Source organism: Nocardia sp. CS682 (genome assembly GCF_004634405.1).
Classification (GTDB): domain Bacteria; phylum Actinomycetota; class Actinomycetes; order Mycobacteriales; family Mycobacteriaceae; genus Nocardia; species Nocardia ninae.
Genome location: NZ_CP029710.1, coordinates 5,545,580 through 5,563,676, shown reverse-complemented (window position 1 = coordinate 5,563,676; position 18,097 = coordinate 5,545,580). Strand labels below are relative to the sequence as shown.

The 18,097-nt window shown below is 66.6% G+C and carries 24 protein-coding genes; 3 read left to right on the top strand and 21 right to left on the bottom strand.

The window, feature by feature from the left end; genetic code table 11:
- Positions 1-185 precede the first annotated feature (185 nt).
- The 16 genes from DMB37_RS25050 to DMB37_RS24975 form a co-directional block, all read right to left on the bottom strand.
- Complete coding sequence (locus DMB37_RS25050) at positions 186-1,388, bottom strand: MFS transporter (RefSeq protein ID WP_240771648.1); 1,203 nt, start codon at positions 1,386-1,388, stop codon at positions 186-188.
- A 123-nt stretch (positions 1,389-1,511) separates the two neighbouring features.
- Entirely contained in the window at positions 1,512-2,315 is an 804-nt protein-coding gene (locus tag DMB37_RS25045; protein WP_135237816.1) for a phosphatase, read from the bottom strand.
- A 168-nt stretch (positions 2,316-2,483) separates the two neighbouring features.
- Positions 2,484-2,921, bottom strand: a complete 438-nt coding sequence (locus tag DMB37_RS25040; RefSeq protein WP_167768930.1) for a PIN domain-containing protein — start codon at positions 2,919-2,921, stop codon at positions 2,484-2,486.
- Entirely contained in the window at positions 2,918-3,172 is a 255-nt protein-coding gene (locus tag DMB37_RS25035; protein ID WP_135234762.1) for a DUF6364 family protein, read from the bottom strand. Before DMB37_RS25035 ends, DMB37_RS25040 begins: the two co-directional genes overlap by 4 nt.
- 118 nt (positions 3,173-3,290) lie before the next feature.
- A complete protein-coding gene (gene rpsQ / locus DMB37_RS25030; protein WP_107654117.1) occupies positions 3,291-3,563 on the bottom strand; it encodes a 30S ribosomal protein S17 in 273 nt (90 codons plus the stop codon).
- Positions 3,560-3,799, bottom strand: coding sequence for a 50S ribosomal protein L29 (gene rpmC / locus DMB37_RS25025; protein ID WP_039822417.1), 240 nt, complete (start codon positions 3,797-3,799; stop codon positions 3,560-3,562). Before rpmC ends, rpsQ begins: the two co-directional genes overlap by 4 nt.
- Entirely contained in the window at positions 3,799-4,215 is a 417-nt protein-coding gene (rplP, locus tag DMB37_RS25020; RefSeq protein ID WP_025347180.1) for a 50S ribosomal protein L16, read from the bottom strand. The genes rpmC and rplP overlap by 1 nt, the downstream gene beginning before the upstream one ends.
- Positions 4,216-4,219: 4 nt before the next feature.
- On the bottom strand, positions 4,220-5,023 hold the full coding sequence (gene rpsC, locus DMB37_RS25015) for a 30S ribosomal protein S3 (protein WP_107654116.1): 804 nt from the start codon (positions 5,021-5,023) through the stop codon (positions 4,220-4,222).
- Positions 5,024-5,425 (bottom strand): 50S ribosomal protein L22, encoded by a 402-nt coding sequence (rplV, locus tag DMB37_RS25010; protein ID WP_107654115.1) that lies wholly within the window; start codon positions 5,423-5,425, stop codon positions 5,024-5,026.
- On the bottom strand, positions 5,422-5,703 hold the full coding sequence (gene rpsS / locus DMB37_RS25005) for a 30S ribosomal protein S19 (protein WP_019045020.1): 282 nt from the start codon (positions 5,701-5,703) through the stop codon (positions 5,422-5,424). Before rpsS ends, rplV begins: the two co-directional genes overlap by 4 nt.
- A 15-nt stretch (positions 5,704-5,718) precedes the next feature.
- Positions 5,719-6,558: a 50S ribosomal protein L2 gene (rplB, locus tag DMB37_RS25000; protein ID WP_107654113.1), complete on the bottom strand. Its 840-nt coding sequence runs from the start codon at positions 6,556-6,558 to the stop codon at positions 5,719-5,721.
- A 33-nt stretch (positions 6,559-6,591) separates the two neighbouring features.
- Positions 6,592-6,897, bottom strand: coding sequence for a 50S ribosomal protein L23 (rplW, locus tag DMB37_RS24995; RefSeq protein WP_040731336.1), 306 nt, complete (start codon positions 6,895-6,897; stop codon positions 6,592-6,594).
- On the bottom strand, positions 6,894-7,568 hold the full coding sequence (gene rplD, locus DMB37_RS24990) for a 50S ribosomal protein L4 (protein ID WP_107654112.1): 675 nt from the start codon (positions 7,566-7,568) through the stop codon (positions 6,894-6,896). The genes rplW and rplD overlap by 4 nt, the downstream gene beginning before the upstream one ends.
- Positions 7,565-8,230, bottom strand: a complete 666-nt coding sequence (gene rplC / locus DMB37_RS24985; RefSeq protein ID WP_040731331.1) for a 50S ribosomal protein L3 — start codon at positions 8,228-8,230, stop codon at positions 7,565-7,567. The genes rplD and rplC overlap by 4 nt, the downstream gene beginning before the upstream one ends.
- Positions 8,231-8,244: 14 nt before the next feature.
- A complete protein-coding gene (gene rpsJ / locus DMB37_RS24980; protein ID WP_003938093.1) occupies positions 8,245-8,550 on the bottom strand; it encodes a 30S ribosomal protein S10 in 306 nt (101 codons plus the stop codon).
- Positions 8,551-9,087: 537 nt separating this feature from the next.
- Positions 9,088-9,498, bottom strand: a complete 411-nt coding sequence (locus DMB37_RS24975; RefSeq protein WP_135234761.1) for a hypothetical protein — start codon at positions 9,496-9,498, stop codon at positions 9,088-9,090.
- A gap of 185 nt (positions 9,499-9,683) precedes the next feature.
- Between DMB37_RS24975 and DMB37_RS24970 the strand changes: the two genes are divergently transcribed.
- Positions 9,684-10,160 (top strand): hotdog fold domain-containing protein, encoded by a 477-nt coding sequence (locus DMB37_RS24970; RefSeq protein WP_135234760.1) that lies wholly within the window; start codon positions 9,684-9,686, stop codon positions 10,158-10,160.
- A gap of 12 nt (positions 10,161-10,172) precedes the next feature.
- Here DMB37_RS24970 and DMB37_RS24965 read toward each other — a convergent pair whose 3' ends face one another.
- Both DMB37_RS24965 and DMB37_RS24960 read right to left on the bottom strand, forming a co-directional pair.
- Positions 10,173-11,108, bottom strand: coding sequence for a triacylglycerol lipase (locus DMB37_RS24965; RefSeq protein ID WP_135234759.1), 936 nt, complete (start codon positions 11,106-11,108; stop codon positions 10,173-10,175).
- Position 11,109: 1 nt separating this feature from the next.
- On the bottom strand, positions 11,110-12,045 hold the full coding sequence (locus DMB37_RS24960) for an alpha/beta hydrolase family protein (protein ID WP_240771647.1): 936 nt from the start codon (positions 12,043-12,045) through the stop codon (positions 11,110-11,112).
- A 303-nt stretch (positions 12,046-12,348) separates the two neighbouring features.
- On the opposite strand from DMB37_RS24960, the gene DMB37_RS24955 reads away from it, so the two are divergent.
- A complete protein-coding gene (locus tag DMB37_RS24955; protein ID WP_135234757.1) occupies positions 12,349-13,539 on the top strand; it encodes a lycopene cyclase family protein in 1,191 nt (396 codons plus the stop codon).
- Here the strand turns inward: DMB37_RS24955 and DMB37_RS24950 are convergent.
- Genes DMB37_RS24950 through DMB37_RS24940 form a run of 3 tightly spaced genes read right to left on the bottom strand, consistent with a single transcriptional unit; the run spans position 13,509 to position 16,179 of the window.
- Entirely contained in the window at positions 13,509-14,378 is an 870-nt protein-coding gene (locus tag DMB37_RS24950; RefSeq protein ID WP_167768929.1) for an ABC transporter permease, read from the bottom strand. The two genes, DMB37_RS24955 and DMB37_RS24950, sit on opposite strands and share 31 nt — an antisense overlap.
- Positions 14,375-15,199, bottom strand: a complete 825-nt coding sequence (locus tag DMB37_RS24945) for an ABC transporter permease (protein ID WP_135234756.1) — start codon at positions 15,197-15,199, stop codon at positions 14,375-14,377. Before DMB37_RS24945 ends, DMB37_RS24950 begins: the two co-directional genes overlap by 4 nt.
- Positions 15,196-16,179: an ATP-binding cassette domain-containing protein gene (locus DMB37_RS24940; protein ID WP_135234755.1), complete on the bottom strand. Its 984-nt coding sequence runs from the start codon at positions 16,177-16,179 to the stop codon at positions 15,196-15,198. Before DMB37_RS24940 ends, DMB37_RS24945 begins: the two co-directional genes overlap by 4 nt.
- A 365-nt stretch (positions 16,180-16,544) precedes the next feature.
- Between DMB37_RS24940 and DMB37_RS24935 the strand changes: the two genes are divergently transcribed.
- Positions 16,545-18,071, top strand: a complete 1,527-nt coding sequence (locus tag DMB37_RS24935; RefSeq protein WP_135234754.1) for an aldehyde dehydrogenase family protein — start codon at positions 16,545-16,547, stop codon at positions 18,069-18,071.
- Positions 18,072-18,097: the final 26 nt, after the last annotated feature.

Below are 18,097 nucleotides of genomic sequence, written 5' to 3'. Positions count from 1 at the left end.
CGCGAAAAATGCTTGCGACCAGCGAATTTCGGACGACGGACCACTGGAACCCCCACGCTGAGACGGGCATTCAGCCACTCATGGCCGAACTACCGGCAGTCACAACGGTTCAGCCGAACAGCTCCGATCGGAGGCACAACTCGACAGCGGCCGCTGAGCGCGACCTCATGCCCACCGGCCGAGATTCAGGCGCCGACTCGACTCGGCTGTTTGTCGACGGCTGGGTGGCGGCGGTGGTGCAGGGCGAGCAGGAGCGGGATGCCGAGGCCGATGCCCAGGCCGAGGGCGGCTGCGGCGCCGAAGCCTGCGGGGAAGCCGCCCGCGTCGATGGCGATACCTGCCATGGAGCTGCCGATGCCGTTGCCGAGGGTCAGGGCGGCGCTGTGCCAGCCGATGGCTTCACCGCGGCCGCCCTCGGGAACTATTCGGCTCATCTGATCGATGGAGGCGGTAATCGTTGGGGCGCAGAATAATCCGGCGACCAGGCCGGTGATGGCGAGGGAGACGGGGCCGACAGCGAAGGCCATCGGGAGGGTGACGGCGCCGAGGGCCGCGAGCAGCAGGTAGGTGGAGATCTTGCGGTGCAGCGCACCGTAGGTGAGGCCGCCGACCACCGAGCCGAAGCCCCAGACCGCGAGGACGACGCCGAGCCATTTCTGCGCGTCGAATTCGCGGATGGCCGAGACGAAGGTCAGTTCGGAGCCGGCCAGGACGGCGATCGCCGCGCTCGCGCCGACGCACAGGGCGACGAATTCGAGGCGGAACCAGCTGCGGCGCGGGACGGCGACGGCGTTCGCGCGGTCGGTGTCCTTGGCGGAGCGCAGTGGTGGATTGCGCACCCAGAGCAGGATGCCGGCGAGCACCAAAGTCATTTGCACGAAGAACAACACCATCGTGGTCGACCAGATGCTGGCGGCGGCGACACCGACGATCGGCCCGACCATGAAGGCGCACTCGACCGACACCGATTCCAACGCGAGCGCCGGCTGCCGGTTCTGCTCAGTCGTCGCGGCGATGACCGCCTGCCGGACCACGGTGAAGATGGGGACGTCGAAGAGTCCGGCGATCGCGGCGAAGATGAGCAGCGGCACGTAGTCGACGAACGGCGCGATCGACCAGCACACCGCGCCGACCAGAATGGACGGCGCGACGGTGCGGCGCAGTCCGAATCGATCGAGCAGCCGCCCGCGCCACGGACCGCTCAGCGCGATGCACACGGTGGCGACGGTGCTGAGCACACCGGCCTGCACGTAGGAGCCGTGCAACGTCTGCACGACGTGGAGTGCGAGCAGCACGGCCCCGGCGAAGAACGGGATGCGTACCAGCGCCCCGAGCAGCAGTACGTTGCGCACATCCGCACTCGCCAAAACCACCCGATAGGACCGCACCGACCGAGCTTGTCACGCCGCACCGACAAGCCGCTACCGATTTATCCCATGAATTCCGCCGCTGCTGCGTGCTGCCCAATGGTCAAGCGGTAGTTCACCTTTGCGCTCGGCCGTCGAGTGGGTTCAGCCGGTGAGACCCGCGCGGTCGAGCAGGTAGTCGGTCATCGGTTCGTAGTATTCGGGGAAGACGCCGTCGTCGAGCGGGACGGTGACGGCGATCTTGCCCTCGGCGCGGCCCGCGAACAGGGCTGGGTCGTTGGAGTCGGCGAACCCGACGGTGTCGATGCCCGCTTCGCCCGCGGCGCCGGCCCAGCCGTGGTCGGCGATGACGAGGTCGGGCCAGGGGTGCGGTTCGCGGCGGTCGCGCAGTTCTTGCAGCATCGCCTGCATGGGGTTCGGGTCGTGGGTGTGCTGCAGTCGGCCGCCGGTGCTGAGCGCGGCAACACCTGAGCTGTAGACGATTTCGCGAATCCGCGAGCCGTTCGCGGTGATGACGGGGTACGACCACCCCGCGGCGGGGGTGAGCACCTCGCATCCGGCGGCGCGCAACGCGTCTTCGACTGCGCGGTAGACGCCCATGAGCGGCCCGGGGTGTCCGGTGGCCAGCAGCACTGTCTCTCGAGCGCGCGCGGCCTGCCCGATTCGGGCACCCATCTCGTCGAGCGCCTCGATGGTCAGGTCCACGCCGATGGTGTCGGCGCCTTGCCGGTGCCGCGGGTCGGGATTGACGCCGCACAGCCGCGCCATCATGTCCAAGGTCTCGTCGAACGTCCAGTCCTTCAACGCCAACCCGAATTGGTAGCCGGGATCCTTGGCGACCATTCTTCGGTAATGCGCCAGGTTTCCCTCGCGTGGCGTCGCGACATCGCCCGCTATCCGAGTCTGTAGCAAATGCTTACGCAGCAGCGCCCGGTCGTATGGCTGCACCAACAATCCCACCTCCGCATCGGCCGGCACTGCTACCGAGGCCAGGTGCTTCGACGCAGTGTTCGCCGTCAACACGACACTACAAGGACGGGCGCGACCGGCAACCGCAGTACGCGCCCTCCTGACTGTCCAACCCTCGCCGCGATCTCCTGCGGGTCCGGATCTGAGCTAACCCGCTGGTTCGAGGAAGGGGTTGCGCACCTCTAGCCCGAGGAAGCTGCGGCCGTGTTGAAGATCTTCCGACAGTATGTATTTCGCGCCGGACCGGGAAGCGGCCTCGATGATCAATGCGTCCCACCACGACACCGTGTGCGTCTCGGCTAGAAATGAAGCGTTCATGATCACCAGCGGGTCGGTGTCGCGCGCGCACCATTCGCTGTAGGTCGCAATGACCCGGCGGGCCTTCGCTGGACTCATCCGTGGCGTCAACTTGCGCGTCGCAACGTTGTAGAACTCCTGCAGCACCTGGGTGCTGAGCAAACCGACGCCGCGACGCCACAGGTCCGTGAGGACGTCTCGAGCGATCCGGTGCCGTTCCCCGGCCTCGATATCGTGAGCGTAAATGAGGATGTTGGTGTCGATGAAGGTGCGCTCGACCGCGATCACGCGTACCTCCGCTCCCCTCGGTCGTACAGCTCCTCTCGACTCCAGGTGACACGCCCTCCGTGCCCTTCGGCCTCGGCCATCAGCTGGAGCGCCTGCTGTTTGGCGTACTCGTAGCGCTCAGCGTCCTGAGCGATCTCGCGCAGGTACTGCGTCACCAGCGCGCTGACCGACGTGCCCCGTTGTACCGCAATCACCTTCGCGGAGGTGATCACCTCTTCATCGAGCTGGATCGTCAGATTGCGTTTGGACATGCCACATGTATACCACGTGGCCCACGTGAAAGTAACGTGGAGATCGAGTTGCCCGGGAAACGACGAAGGCCCGCCTCCCAACCGGGAAGCGGGCCTTCGCCTGACAGCTCGAAAAGGCCTACTTGGCCTTCTCCAGCACCTCGACCAGACGCCAGCGCTTGGTCGCCGACAGCGGTCGGGTCTCCATCAGCTGGACGCGGTCGCCGATGCCGGCGATCTCGTTCTCGTCATGCGCCTTCACCTTGGAGGTGGTGCGAATGATCTTGCCGTAGAGCTTGTGCCGGTTACGGTCTTCCAGCTCGACGACGATCGTCTTGGTCATCTTGTCCGAGACAACGTAGCCAACTCGAACCTTGCGGCTGGCGCGCTGCTGCTCTTTCTGTTCGCTCATGCCGCATCTCCCTTGTCAGCGGGTCCGGAGGCCAGACCGAGCTCGCGCTCGCGCATGACCGTGTAGATGCGCGCGATCTCGTGACGAACCACGCGCAGCCGACGGTTGTTGTCCAGCTGACCCGTCGCCATCTGGAAGCGCAGGTTGAACAGCTCTTCCTTGGAGTCGCGCAGCTTCTGCACCAACTCTTCTTCGGTGAGCTCGCGGAGCTCTGCGGCCGGTGTTTCGGTAGCCATCAGAACTGCTCCTCCCTGGTCACGATCCGGCACTTCATCGGGAGCTTGTGCATCGCGCGGCGCAGGGCCTCACGAGCGATCTCCTCATTGGGGTAACTCATCTCGAACATCACGCGGCCGGGCTTGACGTTCGCGATCCACCACTCCGGCGAACCCTTACCGGAACCCATGCGGGTTTCGGCAGGCTTCTTGGTGAGCGGGCGATCCGGGTAGATGTTGATCCAGATCTTGCCGCCACGCTTGATGTGGCGGGTCATCGCGATACGTGCCGACTCGATCTGCCGGTTGGTCACGTAAGCAGGCTCCAGCGCCTGGATCCCGAACTCGCCGAACGCCACCGAGGTGCCGCCCTTGGCCATGCCGGAACGACCGGGGTGGTGCTGCTTGCGGTGCTTGACCTTACGAGGCATCAGCATTGCGTCAGCCCTCCTGTGTCTCTGCCGGAGCGTCCACCACCGCGGTGGCGGCGCGCCCGGCCTCGGTGCTGGTCGCCGTGGTACCGGCGGATCCGGAGCGACGCGGGCGAGACGGACGCTCGCGGCGCGGGCGATCACGATCGCCTGCCGGAGCGGCCGCGGCGGCGAGCTCACGCTTGCCACCGACGATGTCGCCCTTGTAGATCCAGACCTTCACGCCGATGCGACCGAAGGTGGTCTTGGCCTCGTAGAGGCCGTAGTCGATGTCGGCGCGCAGCGTGTGCAGCGGCACCCGACCCTCGCGGTAGAACTCCGAGCGCGACATTTCGGCGCCACCGAGGCGGCCCGAGCACTGCACGCGGATGCCCTTGACGTTCGGCGAACGCATGGCCGACTGGATGGCCTTACGCATCGCACGACGGAACGCCACGCGGTTGGACAGCTGCTCGGCCACGGCCTGAGCAACGAGCTGCGCATCCGATTCGGGGTTCTTGACCTCGAGGATGTTCAGCTGCACCTGCTTCTTGGTGAGCTTCTCCAGCTCGGCCCGGATGCGATCGGCCTCGGCGCCACGGCGGCCGATGACGATGCCCGGACGAGCGGTGTGGATATCGACACGGACGCGATCCCGCGTCCGCTCGATCTCCACCTTGGAGATGCCCGCCCGCTCCATGCCGGTGGCGAGGAGCTTACGGATGGCGACATCTTCCTTGACGTAGTCCGCGTACTGCTTGTCCGCGTACCAACGCGACTTCCAGTCGGTGGTGATACCGAGGCGGAAGCCATGGGGATTGATTTTCTGTCCCATTTACTTTGCCCCTCCCTTCCGGCGGTTGCGAGTTGCTCCACCGGCGGTGGGGATGCTCTCGACCTCGATGGTGATGTGGCTGGTGCGCTTGCGGATGCGGAACGCACGACCCTGGGCACGCGGCTGGAACCGCTTCATGGTCGCACCCTCGTCGACGTAGGCCGTCGAGATGACCAGGGTGGCCGGGTTCAGGCCGAGGTTGTTCTCGGCGTTCGCCGCGGCACTGGCCACGACCTTGGCAACTGGCTCGCTCGCGGCCTGGGGCGCGAACTTCAGGATCGCCAGGGCATCCTCGACTCGCTTGCCGCGGACCAGGTCCACGACGCGACGGGCCTTCATCGGGGTCACGCGAACGTGCTTAGCCGTCGCGCGTGCAGTCGGATTCTGAGTGTCAGTCGTCATCGCCGCTTGCTCTTCCGGTCGTCCTTGACGTGGCTCTTGAACGTCCTGGTCGGCGCGAACTCACCGAGCTTGTGCCCGACCATGTTGTCCGAGACGAACACCGGCACGTGCTTGCGACCGTCATGGACGGCGAAGGTGTGGCCGATGAAATCGGGGATGATGGTCGAACGACGCGACCAGGTCTTGATGACCTGCTTCGTGCCCTTTTCGTTCTGCACGTCCACCTTCGCGAGGAGGTGGTCGTCGACGAACGGGCCTTTCTTGAGGCTGCGTGGCATTTCTTACCTCCTCCTTCAGCGCTTGTTCTTGCCGGACTTGCGGCGGCGGACGATGAGCTTGTCGCTCGGGCGGTTGGGCTTGCGGGTACGGCCTTCCGGCTGTCCCCACGGCGAGACCGGGTGGCGACCACCGGAGGTCTTACCTTCACCACCACCGTGCGGGTGGTCGACCGGGTTCATCACGACACCACGGACGGTGGGGCGACGGCCCTTCCAGCGCATACGGCCGGCCTTGCCCCAGTTGATGTTCGACTGCTCGGCGTTGCCGACCTCGCCGACGGTGGCGCGGCAGCGCACGTCGACGCGGCGGATTTCGCCGGAGGGCATACGCAGCGTGGCGTAGGAGCCTTCCTTACCGAGCAGCTGGATGCTGGATCCGGCCGAACGAGCCATCTTCGCGCCGCCACCCGGACGCAGCTCCACCGCATGGATGGTGGTACCGGTCGGGATGTTGCGCAGCGGCAGGTTGTTACCCGGCTTGATGTCGGCCGTGGGGCCGGACTCGATCGGGGTGCCCTGCGCGATGCCCTTGGGCGCGATGATGTAGCGCTTCTCGCCGTCCACGAAGTGCAGCAGCGCGATGTTCGCGGTGCGGTTCGGGTCGTACTCGATGTGCGCGACCTTGGCCGGGATGCCGTCCTTGTCCAGTCGACGGAAGTCGATCAGACGGTAGGCCCGCTTGTGGCCGCCACCGCGGTGCCGGGTGGTGATGCGACCGTGCGCATTACGACCACCCTTGCTGTGCAGCGGACGGATCAGCGACTTCTCGGGGGTCGACCGAGTGATCTCAGCGAAGTCCGAAACGGACGACCCGCGGCGACCCGGGGTTGTCGGCTTGTACTTACGAATTGCCATGAGTTCTTCTCTTCTTTCTGGAGTCCCAGGCGCTTACGCGACCGGGCCTCCGAAGATCTCGATGGGCTTGCTGTCGGCCGAGATGGTCACGAGCGCGCGCTTGGTGTTCTTGCGCTTGCCGTAACCGAAGCGGGTCCGCTTGCGCTTGCCCTGACGGTTGGCGGTGTTGACGCTGGTAACCGTGACACCGAAGACCTTCTCGACGGCGATCTTGATCTGCGTCTTGTTGGAATCCGGGTGCACGATGAAGGTGTAGGTGCCTTCCTCGATGAGTCCGTAGGACTTCTCCGAGATGACCGGCGCCAGCAGGATGTCGCGGGGGTCGGCGATGGTGGTCACTTGCTCTCCTCCTGTGCCGCCTCGGCGGGGCCGTGCACGAAGGCGTTGAGGGCCTCCACGCTGAACACGACCTCGTCGCTTTCCAGCACGTCATAGGTGTTGAGCTGGTCCGGCGCGATCGGGTGCACGAACTCGAGGTTCTGCACGCTCTTCCAGGCCGCGATGTCCTCACGTCCGAGGACGAGGAGGAACTTCTTGCGGTCCGACAGCTCCGCGAGGAAGCTCTTGGCCGTCTTGGTCGACGGGTCCTGCCCGGCAACCAGTTCGGTGATCACGTGGATGCGCTCGTTACGCGCCCGGTCCGAAAGTGCTCCACGCAGTGCGGCGCGGATCATCTTCTTGGGGGTGCGCTGGCTGTAGTCGCGCGGCTGCGGGCCGTGCACGACGCCACCACCGGTGAACTGGGGCGCGCGGGTCGAGCCCTGACGGGCGCGACCGGTGCCCTTCTGCCGGTACGGCTTCTTGCCACCACCGCGGACTTCACCGCGGGTCTTGGTGGAGTGCGTGCCCTGGCGGGCCGCGGCCAGCTGCGCGATGACCACCTGGTGCATCAGCGAGATGTTCGCGGTCGCGTCGAAGATCTCCGCGGGGAGATCGACGGTGCCATTGGTCTTGCCGCCCAGTTCCTTGACCGGCAGGGTCAGGTTGGCCTTCTTTTCGAGGCTGGTCATGCGTGCGCACCACCCTTCACTGCGCTCTTGACGATCACGACATTGCCGCGACGACCCGGGATCGCACCCTTGATCAGCAGCAGGCCGTTTTCGGCGTCGACCTTGTGAACCGAGAGGTTCTGCGTGGTGACGCGGTCATTACCCATGCGGCCCGACATACGCATGCCCTTGAACACGCGGCCGGGGGTGGCGCAGCCACCGATGGAGCCGGGGCGACGGTGCACAGCCTGCGCACCGTGCGAAGCGCCCTGACCGGCGAAGCCGTGCCGCTTCATGGTGCCGGCGAAGCCCTTGCCCTTGCTGGTACCCGTCACGTCGACGTAGGTGCCCTCTTCGAAGACGTCGGCGTTGATCTCCTGGCCGACCTCGAAGGTGGACGCGTCGGCGACGCGGATCTCGGCAACGTGGCGACGCGGGGTGACACCGGCCTTGGCGAACTGGCCGGAGACCGGCTTGTTCACCTTGCGCGGGTCGATGGCGCCGAAGGCAACCTGGACGGCGCTGTAGCCGTCGCGCTCCACGGTGCGGATCTGGGTGATCACGTTCGGTCCGGCCTTGATGACGGTCACGGGAACGACGCGATTCTTCTCGTCGAACACCTGGGTCATCCCGAGCTTGGTGCCCAGGATGCCCGCCGCGGGCCTGTTCTTGTTGTCAGTCATATCTCCAGTCCCCGTCACTGAATGTTGACGTCGACGCTGGCCGGGAGGTCGATGCGCATCAGCGCGTCGACCGTCTTCGGCGTCGGGTCGAGGATGTCGATAAGCCGCTTGTGCGTACGCATCTCGAAGTGCTCGCGCGAGTCCTTGTACTTGTGCGGCGAACGGATGACGCAGTACACGTTCTTCTCGGTCGGCAACGGCACCGGCCCGACGACACGGGCCCCAGTGCGGGTCACCGTCTCAACGATCTTGCGCGCTGACGCGTCGATCGCCTCGTGGTCGTAGGCCTTGAGCCTGATGCGGATCTTCTGTCCCGCCACGCTAAGTGTCCTTTTCTCCGCTTATACCTTCGTGATCCGGAAGCTGGCTTCCGTACCACCCTCAATTTGCACAGCCCGAACACACGAAGACGTCTCACGTGAGACCACGACCGAGCACGCATGCTTCGGTCCTCGCCGCTGTTCATCTGTCATGGTTCTCCGGTCCACGCGGTCGGGCGTGTCGCCCATCCGCTCATTCTTCGGCACTGGATCGAACTTCATCTCAGGCCTGGAATCGTGTTCCCGGACGTACCCACACCGGATGAACCGGTGAGGTACACGATTGGTACTGCTCGCCTTCCCTAGCCATCCCGTCTCAACTCGGAAACAGGCACGGCCCGGTGCAAGGCAACCCGAACAGTATGCCCGACGCGCTCGGCTACTTCAAATCCGGCCCCCGGGAACGGCTCCGCCCAGGTCATCGGCGTGACGGCCAGGCAACAACGGCGGCGGCCGTGCCGATTCCGAGGAACCAGCACGGCCGCCGCCGTTCGCCTGTTCGACCGATCCGACCCCACCCGCCGGAGGCGGATCAGGTCAGCGCAGCACCTGGACGATCACATACTTCGAGCCGTCGTAGAGCGCCGGATCGACCACGGCGAGCGCGATCGAACCACTGCGCGTGGCGGCCGCCTCCGCGGTGACGCCCGAGAACTCGAGGTCGTCGCTGTACTGGATGCCGTCGATCAGCTCGCCGCCCTGATAGACGGAGTCCTCATCGAGGTAGAACAGCCCGTCGGTGGTCAGCGGGCCGTTCAGCACACCCATGAGCGGACTGCGCTGCAACGCGACCGTCTCATTGTGATCGAGTTCGAGGCCGAGATAGATGCCGTCCTGCGGCGCGATGACCGGCGTGACGGCGGCAGCCTGGCCCGCCCCTGCGGATGTCGCGATGACCGCGCCGCCGAGCGCGATACCCAGCGCGGCGACGATTGTGCGGATACCCATGCTCGAGAACTCCCAGTTCCCCTCTACGCCAACAGGAATGGCGTCGGCCCCCAGTCCCGTCACCGATCGACGCAACGGATAAACATAGCAATTCGGACAGGCGACCAGATAGCCCCCGAGCCCGCTGTCACAGTGATTTGGGGCACACTCGACAGACCGAACTTACTCAGCAGTAAGATGAGCGCATGACGAAAGCGACCGCGACCTACCGCAGCTGGCAGAAACTGCCGGACAATCGGCTCGGCCACACGCTGTTCTCGCTGGGCATGGTGGCGCGGGTGCCGTACTTCGGCACGGTGCTGCCGAGCGTGGTGCGACTCGAGCCGGGCCTGTGCGAGGTGACCTCGCCGAAGTGGTTCGGCATTCACAACCACCTCGGCACCTACCACGCCATCGCCGCCTGCAACCTGGCCGAGGTGGCCATGGGCATGCTGAGCGAGGCGACCGTGCCGGAGACGCACCGCTGGATCCCGAAGGCGATGAACGTGCAGTACCTGGCCAAGGCCGAGACCGGCCTGCGGGCCGTCGCGAAGCTGCCGGAGGTCCCCGACTTCGCGGCGATCACCGAGGGCCGGGACCTGATCATTCCGGTGTCGGTCTACGACAAGCACGGCCTCGAGGTCGTGCACGCCGACATCACCACCTGGATCACACCGAAGTAGCCGCACCAATTTTCAGCAGGGCAGCGGCCGGTTGTCGTTCGCCAGCGCGCTGAGCACCGCCGCGGCGGCACGCGGATCCCCAAGCAGCCCACTGTGATTCGCGATGTCGGCCGGGCAGCCGTCCTGCAGCCAGATATTGCGGTTGGCACCGGTGGGCGCGGTGAGCAGCGCGGTCTCCTGCGGGGTGATGATCTCGTCGGCGCGGGAGGCGAGGGCCGTGTACCGGACACCGGGCACGGTCTCGCCTCCCGCGTTCAGCCGGTTCAGCAGCGGTGACCCAACCACCTGCTGCTGACCCGGAGTTCCGAAGACCTGGGCGGCGATCTGCGCGTTCTCCAAACCGATCGAGGCCAGGTCGGGGTAGTTGTCGCGGAGTCCGGCCCAGGTAGAGCCCCGATACGGGGTACCGAGCGTGATCACCTGGGTCACCGCGGCGGGGCCGTGCGAGCGCAGGTACTGCCGGATCACGTTGCCGCCGGTGGAGTGACCGACCAGCGCCACCTGCTGCGCGCCGGTGGCTTTCTGCACGGCCTGCACGACGTCGCTCAACTCGGTCGCCATCCGATCGATGTCGGCGACGCCGTAGATGGTGCGGCCGAGCACCGCGGCGCCGACCGGGCCGATACCCACTGCACTGGAACCGGCTTGGCCGCTGACCACGTCACGCAGGCCCGGGGTAGGGCCGAGATTCGCCGCGAAGACACAGTGGCCCTCGGCCCGCAGCAGCGGTGCCAGCATCGCGAAACTGTTGGCCGCGTCGGTGCCCGAACCGTGGACGAGCACGACCGGCTGCGGGTGCACCGCCAACGGGCGGCAGGCCCAGTCGTTGGCGCCGGCGAAGGCCGGGATCGGCGGGGCGGCCGCCGCGGCGGGCGCGTGCAGCACCGCCGCGCAGGCGGCAGCGAACATCAGGCCGGCGATGCGCGCGGCCTGTTTGCGAATCCACATCTCAAATTCCCAACGGAGCAGACAGCGCGGGCCACGAGTTCTTCAACGCGTCTTCCCAATATCCCCAGGAATGGGTGCCGTCCGGGTGAATGTCATACGTTGCCGGAATACCCAAAGTATTCAGGCGGGTCTGCATATTGCGTGAGCAGTAATTGGTCGCCGCCTCGATGGCGCCGCCTTTGATGAGCTGGGCCGCGATACCGTCGACACCGGGCAGCGAATACTTGCCGTTCAATTCATCGTATTTTCCGGGGATACCGCCGCCGCTGGAAATGTAGATGGACTTGCCGCGTAGCCCCTCGGCCTGCACGTACGGGTCGTTGGCCGCCCAGCGCGGATCATTGGCCGCGCCGTACATGTTGGCCAGCTTCGCCCAGCCCCAGGTCTCCACGGTGAGCTTCATGAACTCCTGGCCGACCGGGTCACTGATCTGCGCGCAGCCGCTGTAGGCGGCGACGCTGGAGTAGAGGTCGCCGGTGGTCGCGGCGAGCGCAAGCGTGGTGGTGCCCGCCATCGAGAGGCCCGCGATGGCATTGCGCCCGCTGGTCGCCAGATATTTATCGATGAGGGGCGGCAATTCGCGTGTCAGAAAGGTCTTCCACTTCTGCTTGCCCAGGCGCGGATCGTCGTTGATCCAATCCGCGTAGTAGCTGAACATGCCGCCGATCGGCGAGACCACGTGCACATTCTTGGTCGAAAGGAACTGCAGCGCATCGGTTTCCGTCTCCCAGGTGACGCCGTCCTCGCCGCCGCCGGCACCCTGCAGCAGGTAGAGCACCGGCCGGGGCACGCTGGTGTCGGCCGCCCGCTGCGTCTCCACCTGGATATCGCGGTCCATGGCCGCCGAGTGAATTGTCAAGGTGAGCTTTCGCGCATCGTGCTCTTGCACCGCAACAATTGCGGACTCCGCGGGCGCACCGTGCGCCGATGCCGGCATAACCGCGAATACAGCCGCACCGGCTGTGACCGCGAGCACACCAAGCCTACGGAGGGTATTGCCACTCATGATTCCCCTTCTCCTGAACGCGGAAACCACCCGCGTCCGGCACCGAGACTACGGTGTGACACAGCACTTTTTCATCACTGAAGTTGCAGGGCCACCAATTCTGGGGGCACCGTGAAACACAATTCTCGGACTGCGCGCTTTCACCGTGTTCGGTTTAATGCGAGACCCGATTTCCGGGGGCTCGATGCGCGCGGACAGTTGCGTCGGCCCGGCCGCAGCGGATTGAATGCCCTCATGGGTGTCAGCGCGGTCCGAGATGTCGACGTGTGTGTGGTCGGGCTCGGTCCGACCGGCCGGGCGCTGGCGCATCGTGCGCTGCGCGCAGGGCTCAGCGTGACCGCGGTCGATCCGCGGCCCGATCGGCTGTGGCCGCCCACTTACTCCTGCTGGGTCGACGAACTGCCGGACTGGCTGCCTGCGAGCGCGATCGCCAGCACCATTTCGCAGCCCACCGTCTGGACCAAAACCGCACTGCGCATCGATCGCCCCTACTGCGTGCTGTCGAAAACGGGCCTGCGCGAGGCACTCCCGCTCGACGGGGCCACCGTACTGACGGGGCGCGCCACCCAGGTCGACGCGCACGTCGTCACCCTCGCCGACGGCACGACGGTGACCGCGGCGACGGTTTTCGACACACGCGGCCTGCCCACGCTCGGCCGGCGCCGGGCCGCCAGCGCGCACGGCATCTTCGTCGCCGCCGAGACGGCCGCGCCGATGGTGGCCGAGGGCGAGGGACTGCTGCTGGACTGGCGACCGGAGAACGGCGCGGGCCCCGACGAGCCGCCGTCGTTCCTCTACTCGGTGCCGCTCGGCGACGGCACGGTGATCTTCGAGGAGACCAGCCTCGGCCTGCGTGGCGGCATGCCGCAGCACGAGCTGCGCAAACGGACCCTCAATCGACTTGCCGCGCACGGCATTCGGCTCACCGGCACGGAGCCGACGGAGGCCGCGCACTACCCGCTCGATCAACGACCGCCGAAAAAGGGCGTCGCCCAGGCCATTCCGTTCGGCTCACGCGGCGGCATGATGCATCCCTGCACCGGCTACAGCGTCGCCGACTCGCTCGCGCTGGTGGACACCGCGATCACCGCGCTACAGCAGGGCCGCGACCCGGTCGCCGAACTGTGGCCGCGCCGCGCCCGATTGGTGTACTGGATGCGGATGCGCGGGCTGTGGGGACTCGGCCGGCTGACCACCGAGCAGTCCATCGCCATGTTCGACGCGTTCTTCAACGCCTCGCCGCGCGGACAGCGCGCCCTGCTGTCCGCACACGACGACTACACCGCCCTCGGCGCGGTGCTGTTCAACACCGTCGCGCACACCTGGCCGTTCCACTGGCGCTACGACCTGGTCGGCTGGACCAACCGCAATCGCTGGCTGGACTACGACTTCGATCAGGCGCCGGTCTCGGCCGCCCGTCGATAGCCGCGCACCGCGGGGTAGGCGAACACCACGATCAGGCCGAGCGTCCACAGCACGGTCTTCATCAGCGGCTCGGCGACCGGCCCGCCGTAGGACAGGCCGCGCATCGCGTCGATCGCACAGCTCATCGGCTGGTTCTGGATCGTCGATCGCAACCAGACCGGGTAGGCGAATGCCGGGGCGAAGCCGGTGTTGAAGAACATCAGCAGCGTGTTGATGATGCCGATGATGTTCACCAGCATCACGCCCTCGGTGACGGTGGCCAGCGCGGTGACGAGCACGGCGAAGGCGATACCGAACAGCACCGGGATGCCGATCAGCGCGAGACCGGCGAGCGGGCCCTGGTTGAACCGGAAGCCGAGCAGCAGCCCGACACCGACGACGAACAGGGTGGTCACCAATACCCGAACCGCTTCGGCCAGCAGGCGTCCGGTCAGCCCCGCCGCCCGGTGGATCGGCATGGTCCAGAACCGGCCGAGCAGACCGGACATCTTCTCGCCCTTGAAACCGAGCGCGCTCACCACCGCGCCGGACATCGCCGCGACCAGCGTGAGCAACGCCATCTGCGCGTAGATGCTCGGCTGGCCGGTGTAGTTGGTGATCGACTTGCCGAGCACGATCTTGAACATCAGCAGCGTGAGCGCCGGGTACACCAGCGTCTGGATCGTGGTCGCGGGATCGCGCGCCCAGACCAGCAGCAGCCGCTTGCACTGGATCAGGCTGTGCGTGAACCAGTTGCGCAGCGAGTTCTCCGGTGTCGCCGCGACCTCGGGAAGCGGTGTCTTCCAGGAGATCTTGTCGGTCTCGTCGATGGGCGCCATGGTGGCCTCTACCGAACTCATGATCGCCTCACGCTTGCCCAGATCGACAGTGGGATGAACACGAGCGCGAGCCCGATCACCCAGGTCAGCGGTACCCACAACACCTGCCACGTGACACCGCCCGCGGCCATGTCACGCAGTGCGAAGGAGAACTGGGAGATCGGCTGATTGCGCACGAATCCCTGAATCCAGTCCGGGAAGCTGCGTTCCGGAACGAACCCGCAGGACAGCATGCCGAAGATCAGCGTGGGCAGGGTCAGTGCCTGACTCAGCGATTCCGGGCTCTTGGTCAAACTGCCGAGCGCGTCGGCGCCGAGCGCGAGCGTGGTGCCGACCGCCAACGAGAACACGCAGAACAACACGGCCTGCCCGAAGCCTGCGACGAAGCGGAAGCCGATCAGGTAGCCGAAGATCAGCGCTGCGGTCAGCGAGGTGACCGAGCGAACCAGCCCGGCGGCGATCCGCGCGGACAACGGAACCAGCATGCCGATCGGCATCGTCTGCATTCGGGTACTCAGCCCGGTCAACGCTTCGAACGCGGCCAGCTGTGCATTGGACATCATGGTGAAGGCCATCGTTTGCAGCACGATGATCGGCATGACGTACTGGGCGTAGTCGATGCCCTGGAACTTCATCACGAAGCGCAACGGCAGATAGAACCCGAGTGTGAACACCAGCGGCGTCACCACCGCGACGATCAGTTCGCCCTTGGTGGCCATGGTCCAGACGATGCGGCCGGACAACGCGCGCCACTGCGCGAGCGAGGACAGCCGAGCCTCGGGTAGGTCCGCGAACAGTGCGGCCGCGTCCGCGGCCCGATCAGGGGCGGTAGCCGTTGTCACGCCGTCCCACCCGAACGTCCGGTGATGGACAGGAACACGTCGTCGAGCGACGGTCTGCGCAGCGCGATGTCGGCCAGGTCGATGCCCGCGCTGTCCAGGCGACGCAGCGCCTCGGTCAGCGTGGCCGCACCCTCGGGGGCCGGGATGGAGAGCCGGTCGCCGCCGTTGATGTCGGCGAGTACCGCGGCGGGGACGAGGTCGCCGAGGGCGGCGGCGGTCGAGCGCAGCTGCGTCGGGTCCAGCGGGACCACCTCGCAGTAGCTGCCGCCGGTCTTCTCCTTGAGCTCGTCGGCGGTGCCCTCGGCGATCACCGTGCCCTTGTCGATGACGATGATGTTGTCGCTGAGCACGTCGGCTTCCTCGAGGTACTGCGTGGTCAGCAGGACCGTGATGCCCTGGGCCTTCAGCGCGTTCACCAGATCCCACACCCCCTGACGGCTGCGCGGGTCGAGGCCGGTGGTCGGTTCGTCGAGGAACACCACCTCCGGTCGCACCACCAGGCCGCACGCGATGTCGACCCGGCGGCGCATGCCGCCCGAGTAGTGGCGCACCGCCCGGCGGCCCGCGCTCACCAGGTCGAACTCCTCGAGCAGGGTGTCGGCGCGCTTGCGGGCGGCGCTCTTGGTCAGGCCCATCAGGCGACCGAACAGTTCCAGGTTCTCCCGGCCGGAGAGGTTCTCGTCGAGGGCGGCGTACTGACCGGTCATCATGATCGACCGGCGCACCCCCGCCGCGTCCTTGAGCACGTCGTGCCCGGCGACCACGGCGGTGCCGGAGTCCGGGCGCAGCAGCGTGGACAGGATCTTCACCATCGTCGTCTTGCCCGCACCGTTCGGACCGAGGATGCCGAGGACGGAGGCGCGGTCGGCAACGAAGCTGACCCCCTGCAGTGCATGCACATCGCCGAACGACTTCCGGACGTCCGTCACCCGGACCGCTGGCTCACTGGCATGCAGATCTGCTTGGTTCAAGCTCGGCATCAACTCTCCACTATCGGCAATTGCGACGACTCGGGGCCGCCGGAGCGCGCGCGTATACGTCCCGATAAATGATCCGTAGCGCTTGGCGTGATGTTACCGGCATGCAGGATTCACACCGGGCCGCCCGCGCGGTACCCAACAGGACCGCGGAATAATTGTGTCCTTACTCACACTCGCCGATATCCGTCCGGCGCGGCGCAGATCGGCGCTGGTGGACCGTGTCAAGGGCAGCGTGGCGGCAGCGGACGAGCCTTGTCGGTCCGGCGCGGCGACCATAGTCTGCTAATCGGGGGAACACTCACTCGTCCGCGGCGGCCGCTCCACCGGTGGCCCGCACGCCGATTTCGACACTGCGAGAGGTGATCATGGCCGAGTCCGCGCAGCCACGAGTGGCGGCGCAGCCGGGAGGATCTGGCCGATCGAACGTGCTGACGTCCTACGACCCGCGCACCGGCGAGACCGTCGGCAACTACGCCGTCATGGGCGCCGGTGAAATCAATCGCACCGTGCGCGGCGCCCGTTCGGCCGAAAAATGGTGGGCCGAACTGGGATTCAGTGGGCGCAAGCGCTTGCTGCTCGACTGGAAGCGCGACATCACCCGCCGCGCAGGCGAATTGGTCGAGATCCTGTCCGAGGAGACCGGGAAACCGGAGGCGGACGCGGCGATCGAGGTGATGCTCGCGGTGGAGAACCTGGACTGGGCGGCCCGGAACGCGGCGCGCGCGCTCGGCAGGCAGAAGCTCGGCTCCACCTGGCTGACCCGCAATCAGCGTGCCTCGGTGGGTTACCTGCCGCTCGGCGTGATCGGCGTGCTGGGCCCGTGGAACAACCCGGTGTTCACCCCGATGGGGTCGATCGCCTACGCGATGGCCGCGGGCAACACCGTGGTGTTCAAGCCGCACGAGCTGACCACCGGCGTCGGCGTCTGGCTGGCCGACAGCTGGACCAGGCTGGCGCCGAATCAGCCGGTGCTGCAAGTGGTTACCGGCGATCAGGCGACCGGCGCCGCGCTGTGCCGGGCCAAGGTGGACAAGATCGCCTATGCCGGTTCGGAGTCCGGCGCGCGCGAGGTGATCGCGCTGTGTACCCAGACGATGACGCCGGTGGTCGTGGAGCGCACCGGCAAGGGCAGCATGATCGTGCACGTCGACGCCAAGCTCGACGACGCCGCCGAGGCCGCGGTGTTCGGCGCGATGGCCAATGCCGGGCAGAACGCCACCGGCATCCAGCGGGCCTACGTGGCGGAGTCCGTCTTCGACCGGTTCCTGGAACTCGTGGTCGCGCAGGCGGCCAAGCTGCGGCCCGGCGCGGACAAGCGCGCGTCCTACGGTCCGATGATCCTGGAGTCGCAGGTCGAGGTGGTGCGCAAGCAGATTCGCGACGCGCTCGCCCGCGGCGGTCGCGCGGTGGTCGGCGGACTGGATTCGATCCGCGAGCCGTATATCGAACCCGTCGTGCTCGCCGAGGTGCCCGAGGAGAGCCTGGCGATCACCGGCGAGGGCATCGGGCCGGTGCTGGTGGTGAACAAGGTGACCAGCATGGCCGAGGCCGCCCAGCGCATCAACGCGGTGGGCAACGATGTCGCGGTCTCGGTGTTCACCAGGGACGTGCACGAGATCGAGGCCTTCGCCGAGCACCTGCGCGTCGGCGTGGTGACCATCAACTCCTCGACCGCCTACGCGGGCATCCCCGCGCTGCCCTTCGGCGGCGTCGGCGAGTACGGGCAGGGGCACAGTCACGGCGATCAGGGGCTGCGGGAGTTCAGCCACACCTTGGCCATCGCCCGCAAGCTTTATCAGGCGCCGGTGAACCTGTCGACGTTCGATCGCCATCCGCGCCATCTACGTTTGGCCAGGACCATCTTCCGCATCCGACACGGTCGCCGCGCCTGAATTGCCGCGCAGTCCTTGACTTTCCG

Bases quoted from the DNA above. Each gene is read 5' to 3' on its own strand.
- DMB37_RS25035 (WP_135234762.1), bottom strand. From the start codon at position 3,172: ATGTCCAAACGCAATCTGACGATCCAGCTCGATGAAGAGGTGATCACC.
- rpsQ (WP_107654117.1), bottom strand. From the start codon at position 3,563: ATGAGCGAACAGAAAGAGCAGCAGCGCGCCAGCCGCAAGGTTCGAGTT.
- rpmC (WP_039822417.1), bottom strand. From the start codon at position 3,799: ATGGCTACCGAAACACCGGCCGCAGAGCTCCGCGAGCTCACCGAAGAA.
- rplP (WP_025347180.1), bottom strand. From the start codon at position 4,215: ATGCTGATGCCTCGTAAGGTCAAGCACCGCAAGCAGCACCACCCCGGT.
- rpsC (WP_107654116.1), bottom strand. From the start codon at position 5,023: ATGGGACAGAAAATCAATCCCCATGGCTTCCGCCTCGGTATCACCACC.
- rplV (WP_107654115.1), bottom strand. From the start codon at position 5,425: ATGACGACTGACACTCAGAATCCGACTGCACGCGCGACGGCTAAGCAC.
- rpsS (WP_019045020.1), bottom strand. From the start codon at position 5,703: ATGCCACGCAGCCTCAAGAAAGGCCCGTTCGTCGACGACCACCTCCTC.
- rplB (WP_107654113.1), bottom strand. From the start codon at position 6,558: ATGGCAATTCGTAAGTACAAGCCGACAACCCCGGGTCGCCGCGGGTCG.
- rplD (WP_107654112.1), bottom strand. From the start codon at position 7,568: ATGACCAGCCTCGAAAAGAAGGCCAACCTGACCCTGCCGGTCAAGGAA.
- rplC (WP_040731331.1), bottom strand. From the start codon at position 8,230: ATGACTGACAACAAGAACAGGCCCGCGGCGGGCATCCTGGGCACCAAG.
- DMB37_RS24975 (WP_135234761.1), bottom strand. From the start codon at position 9,498: ATGGGTATCCGCACAATCGTCGCCGCGCTGGGTATCGCGCTCGGCGGC.
- DMB37_RS24970 (WP_135234760.1), top strand. From the start codon at position 9,684: ATGACGAAAGCGACCGCGACCTACCGCAGCTGGCAGAAACTGCCGGAC.
- DMB37_RS24965 (WP_135234759.1), bottom strand. From the start codon at position 11,108: ATGTGGATTCGCAAACAGGCCGCGCGCATCGCCGGCCTGATGTTCGCT.
- DMB37_RS24960 (WP_240771647.1), bottom strand. From the start codon at position 12,045: ATGCCGGCATCGGCGCACGGTGCGCCCGCGGAGTCCGCAATTGTTGCG.
- DMB37_RS24955 (WP_135234757.1), top strand. From the start codon at position 12,349: ATGGGTGTCAGCGCGGTCCGAGATGTCGACGTGTGTGTGGTCGGGCTC.
- DMB37_RS24950 (WP_167768929.1), bottom strand. From the start codon at position 14,378: ATGAGTTCGGTAGAGGCCACCATGGCGCCCATCGACGAGACCGACAAG.
- DMB37_RS24940 (WP_135234755.1), bottom strand. From the start codon at position 16,179: ATGCCGAGCTTGAACCAAGCAGATCTGCATGCCAGTGAGCCAGCGGTC.
- DMB37_RS24935 (WP_135234754.1), top strand. From the start codon at position 16,545: ATGGCCGAGTCCGCGCAGCCACGAGTGGCGGCGCAGCCGGGAGGATCT.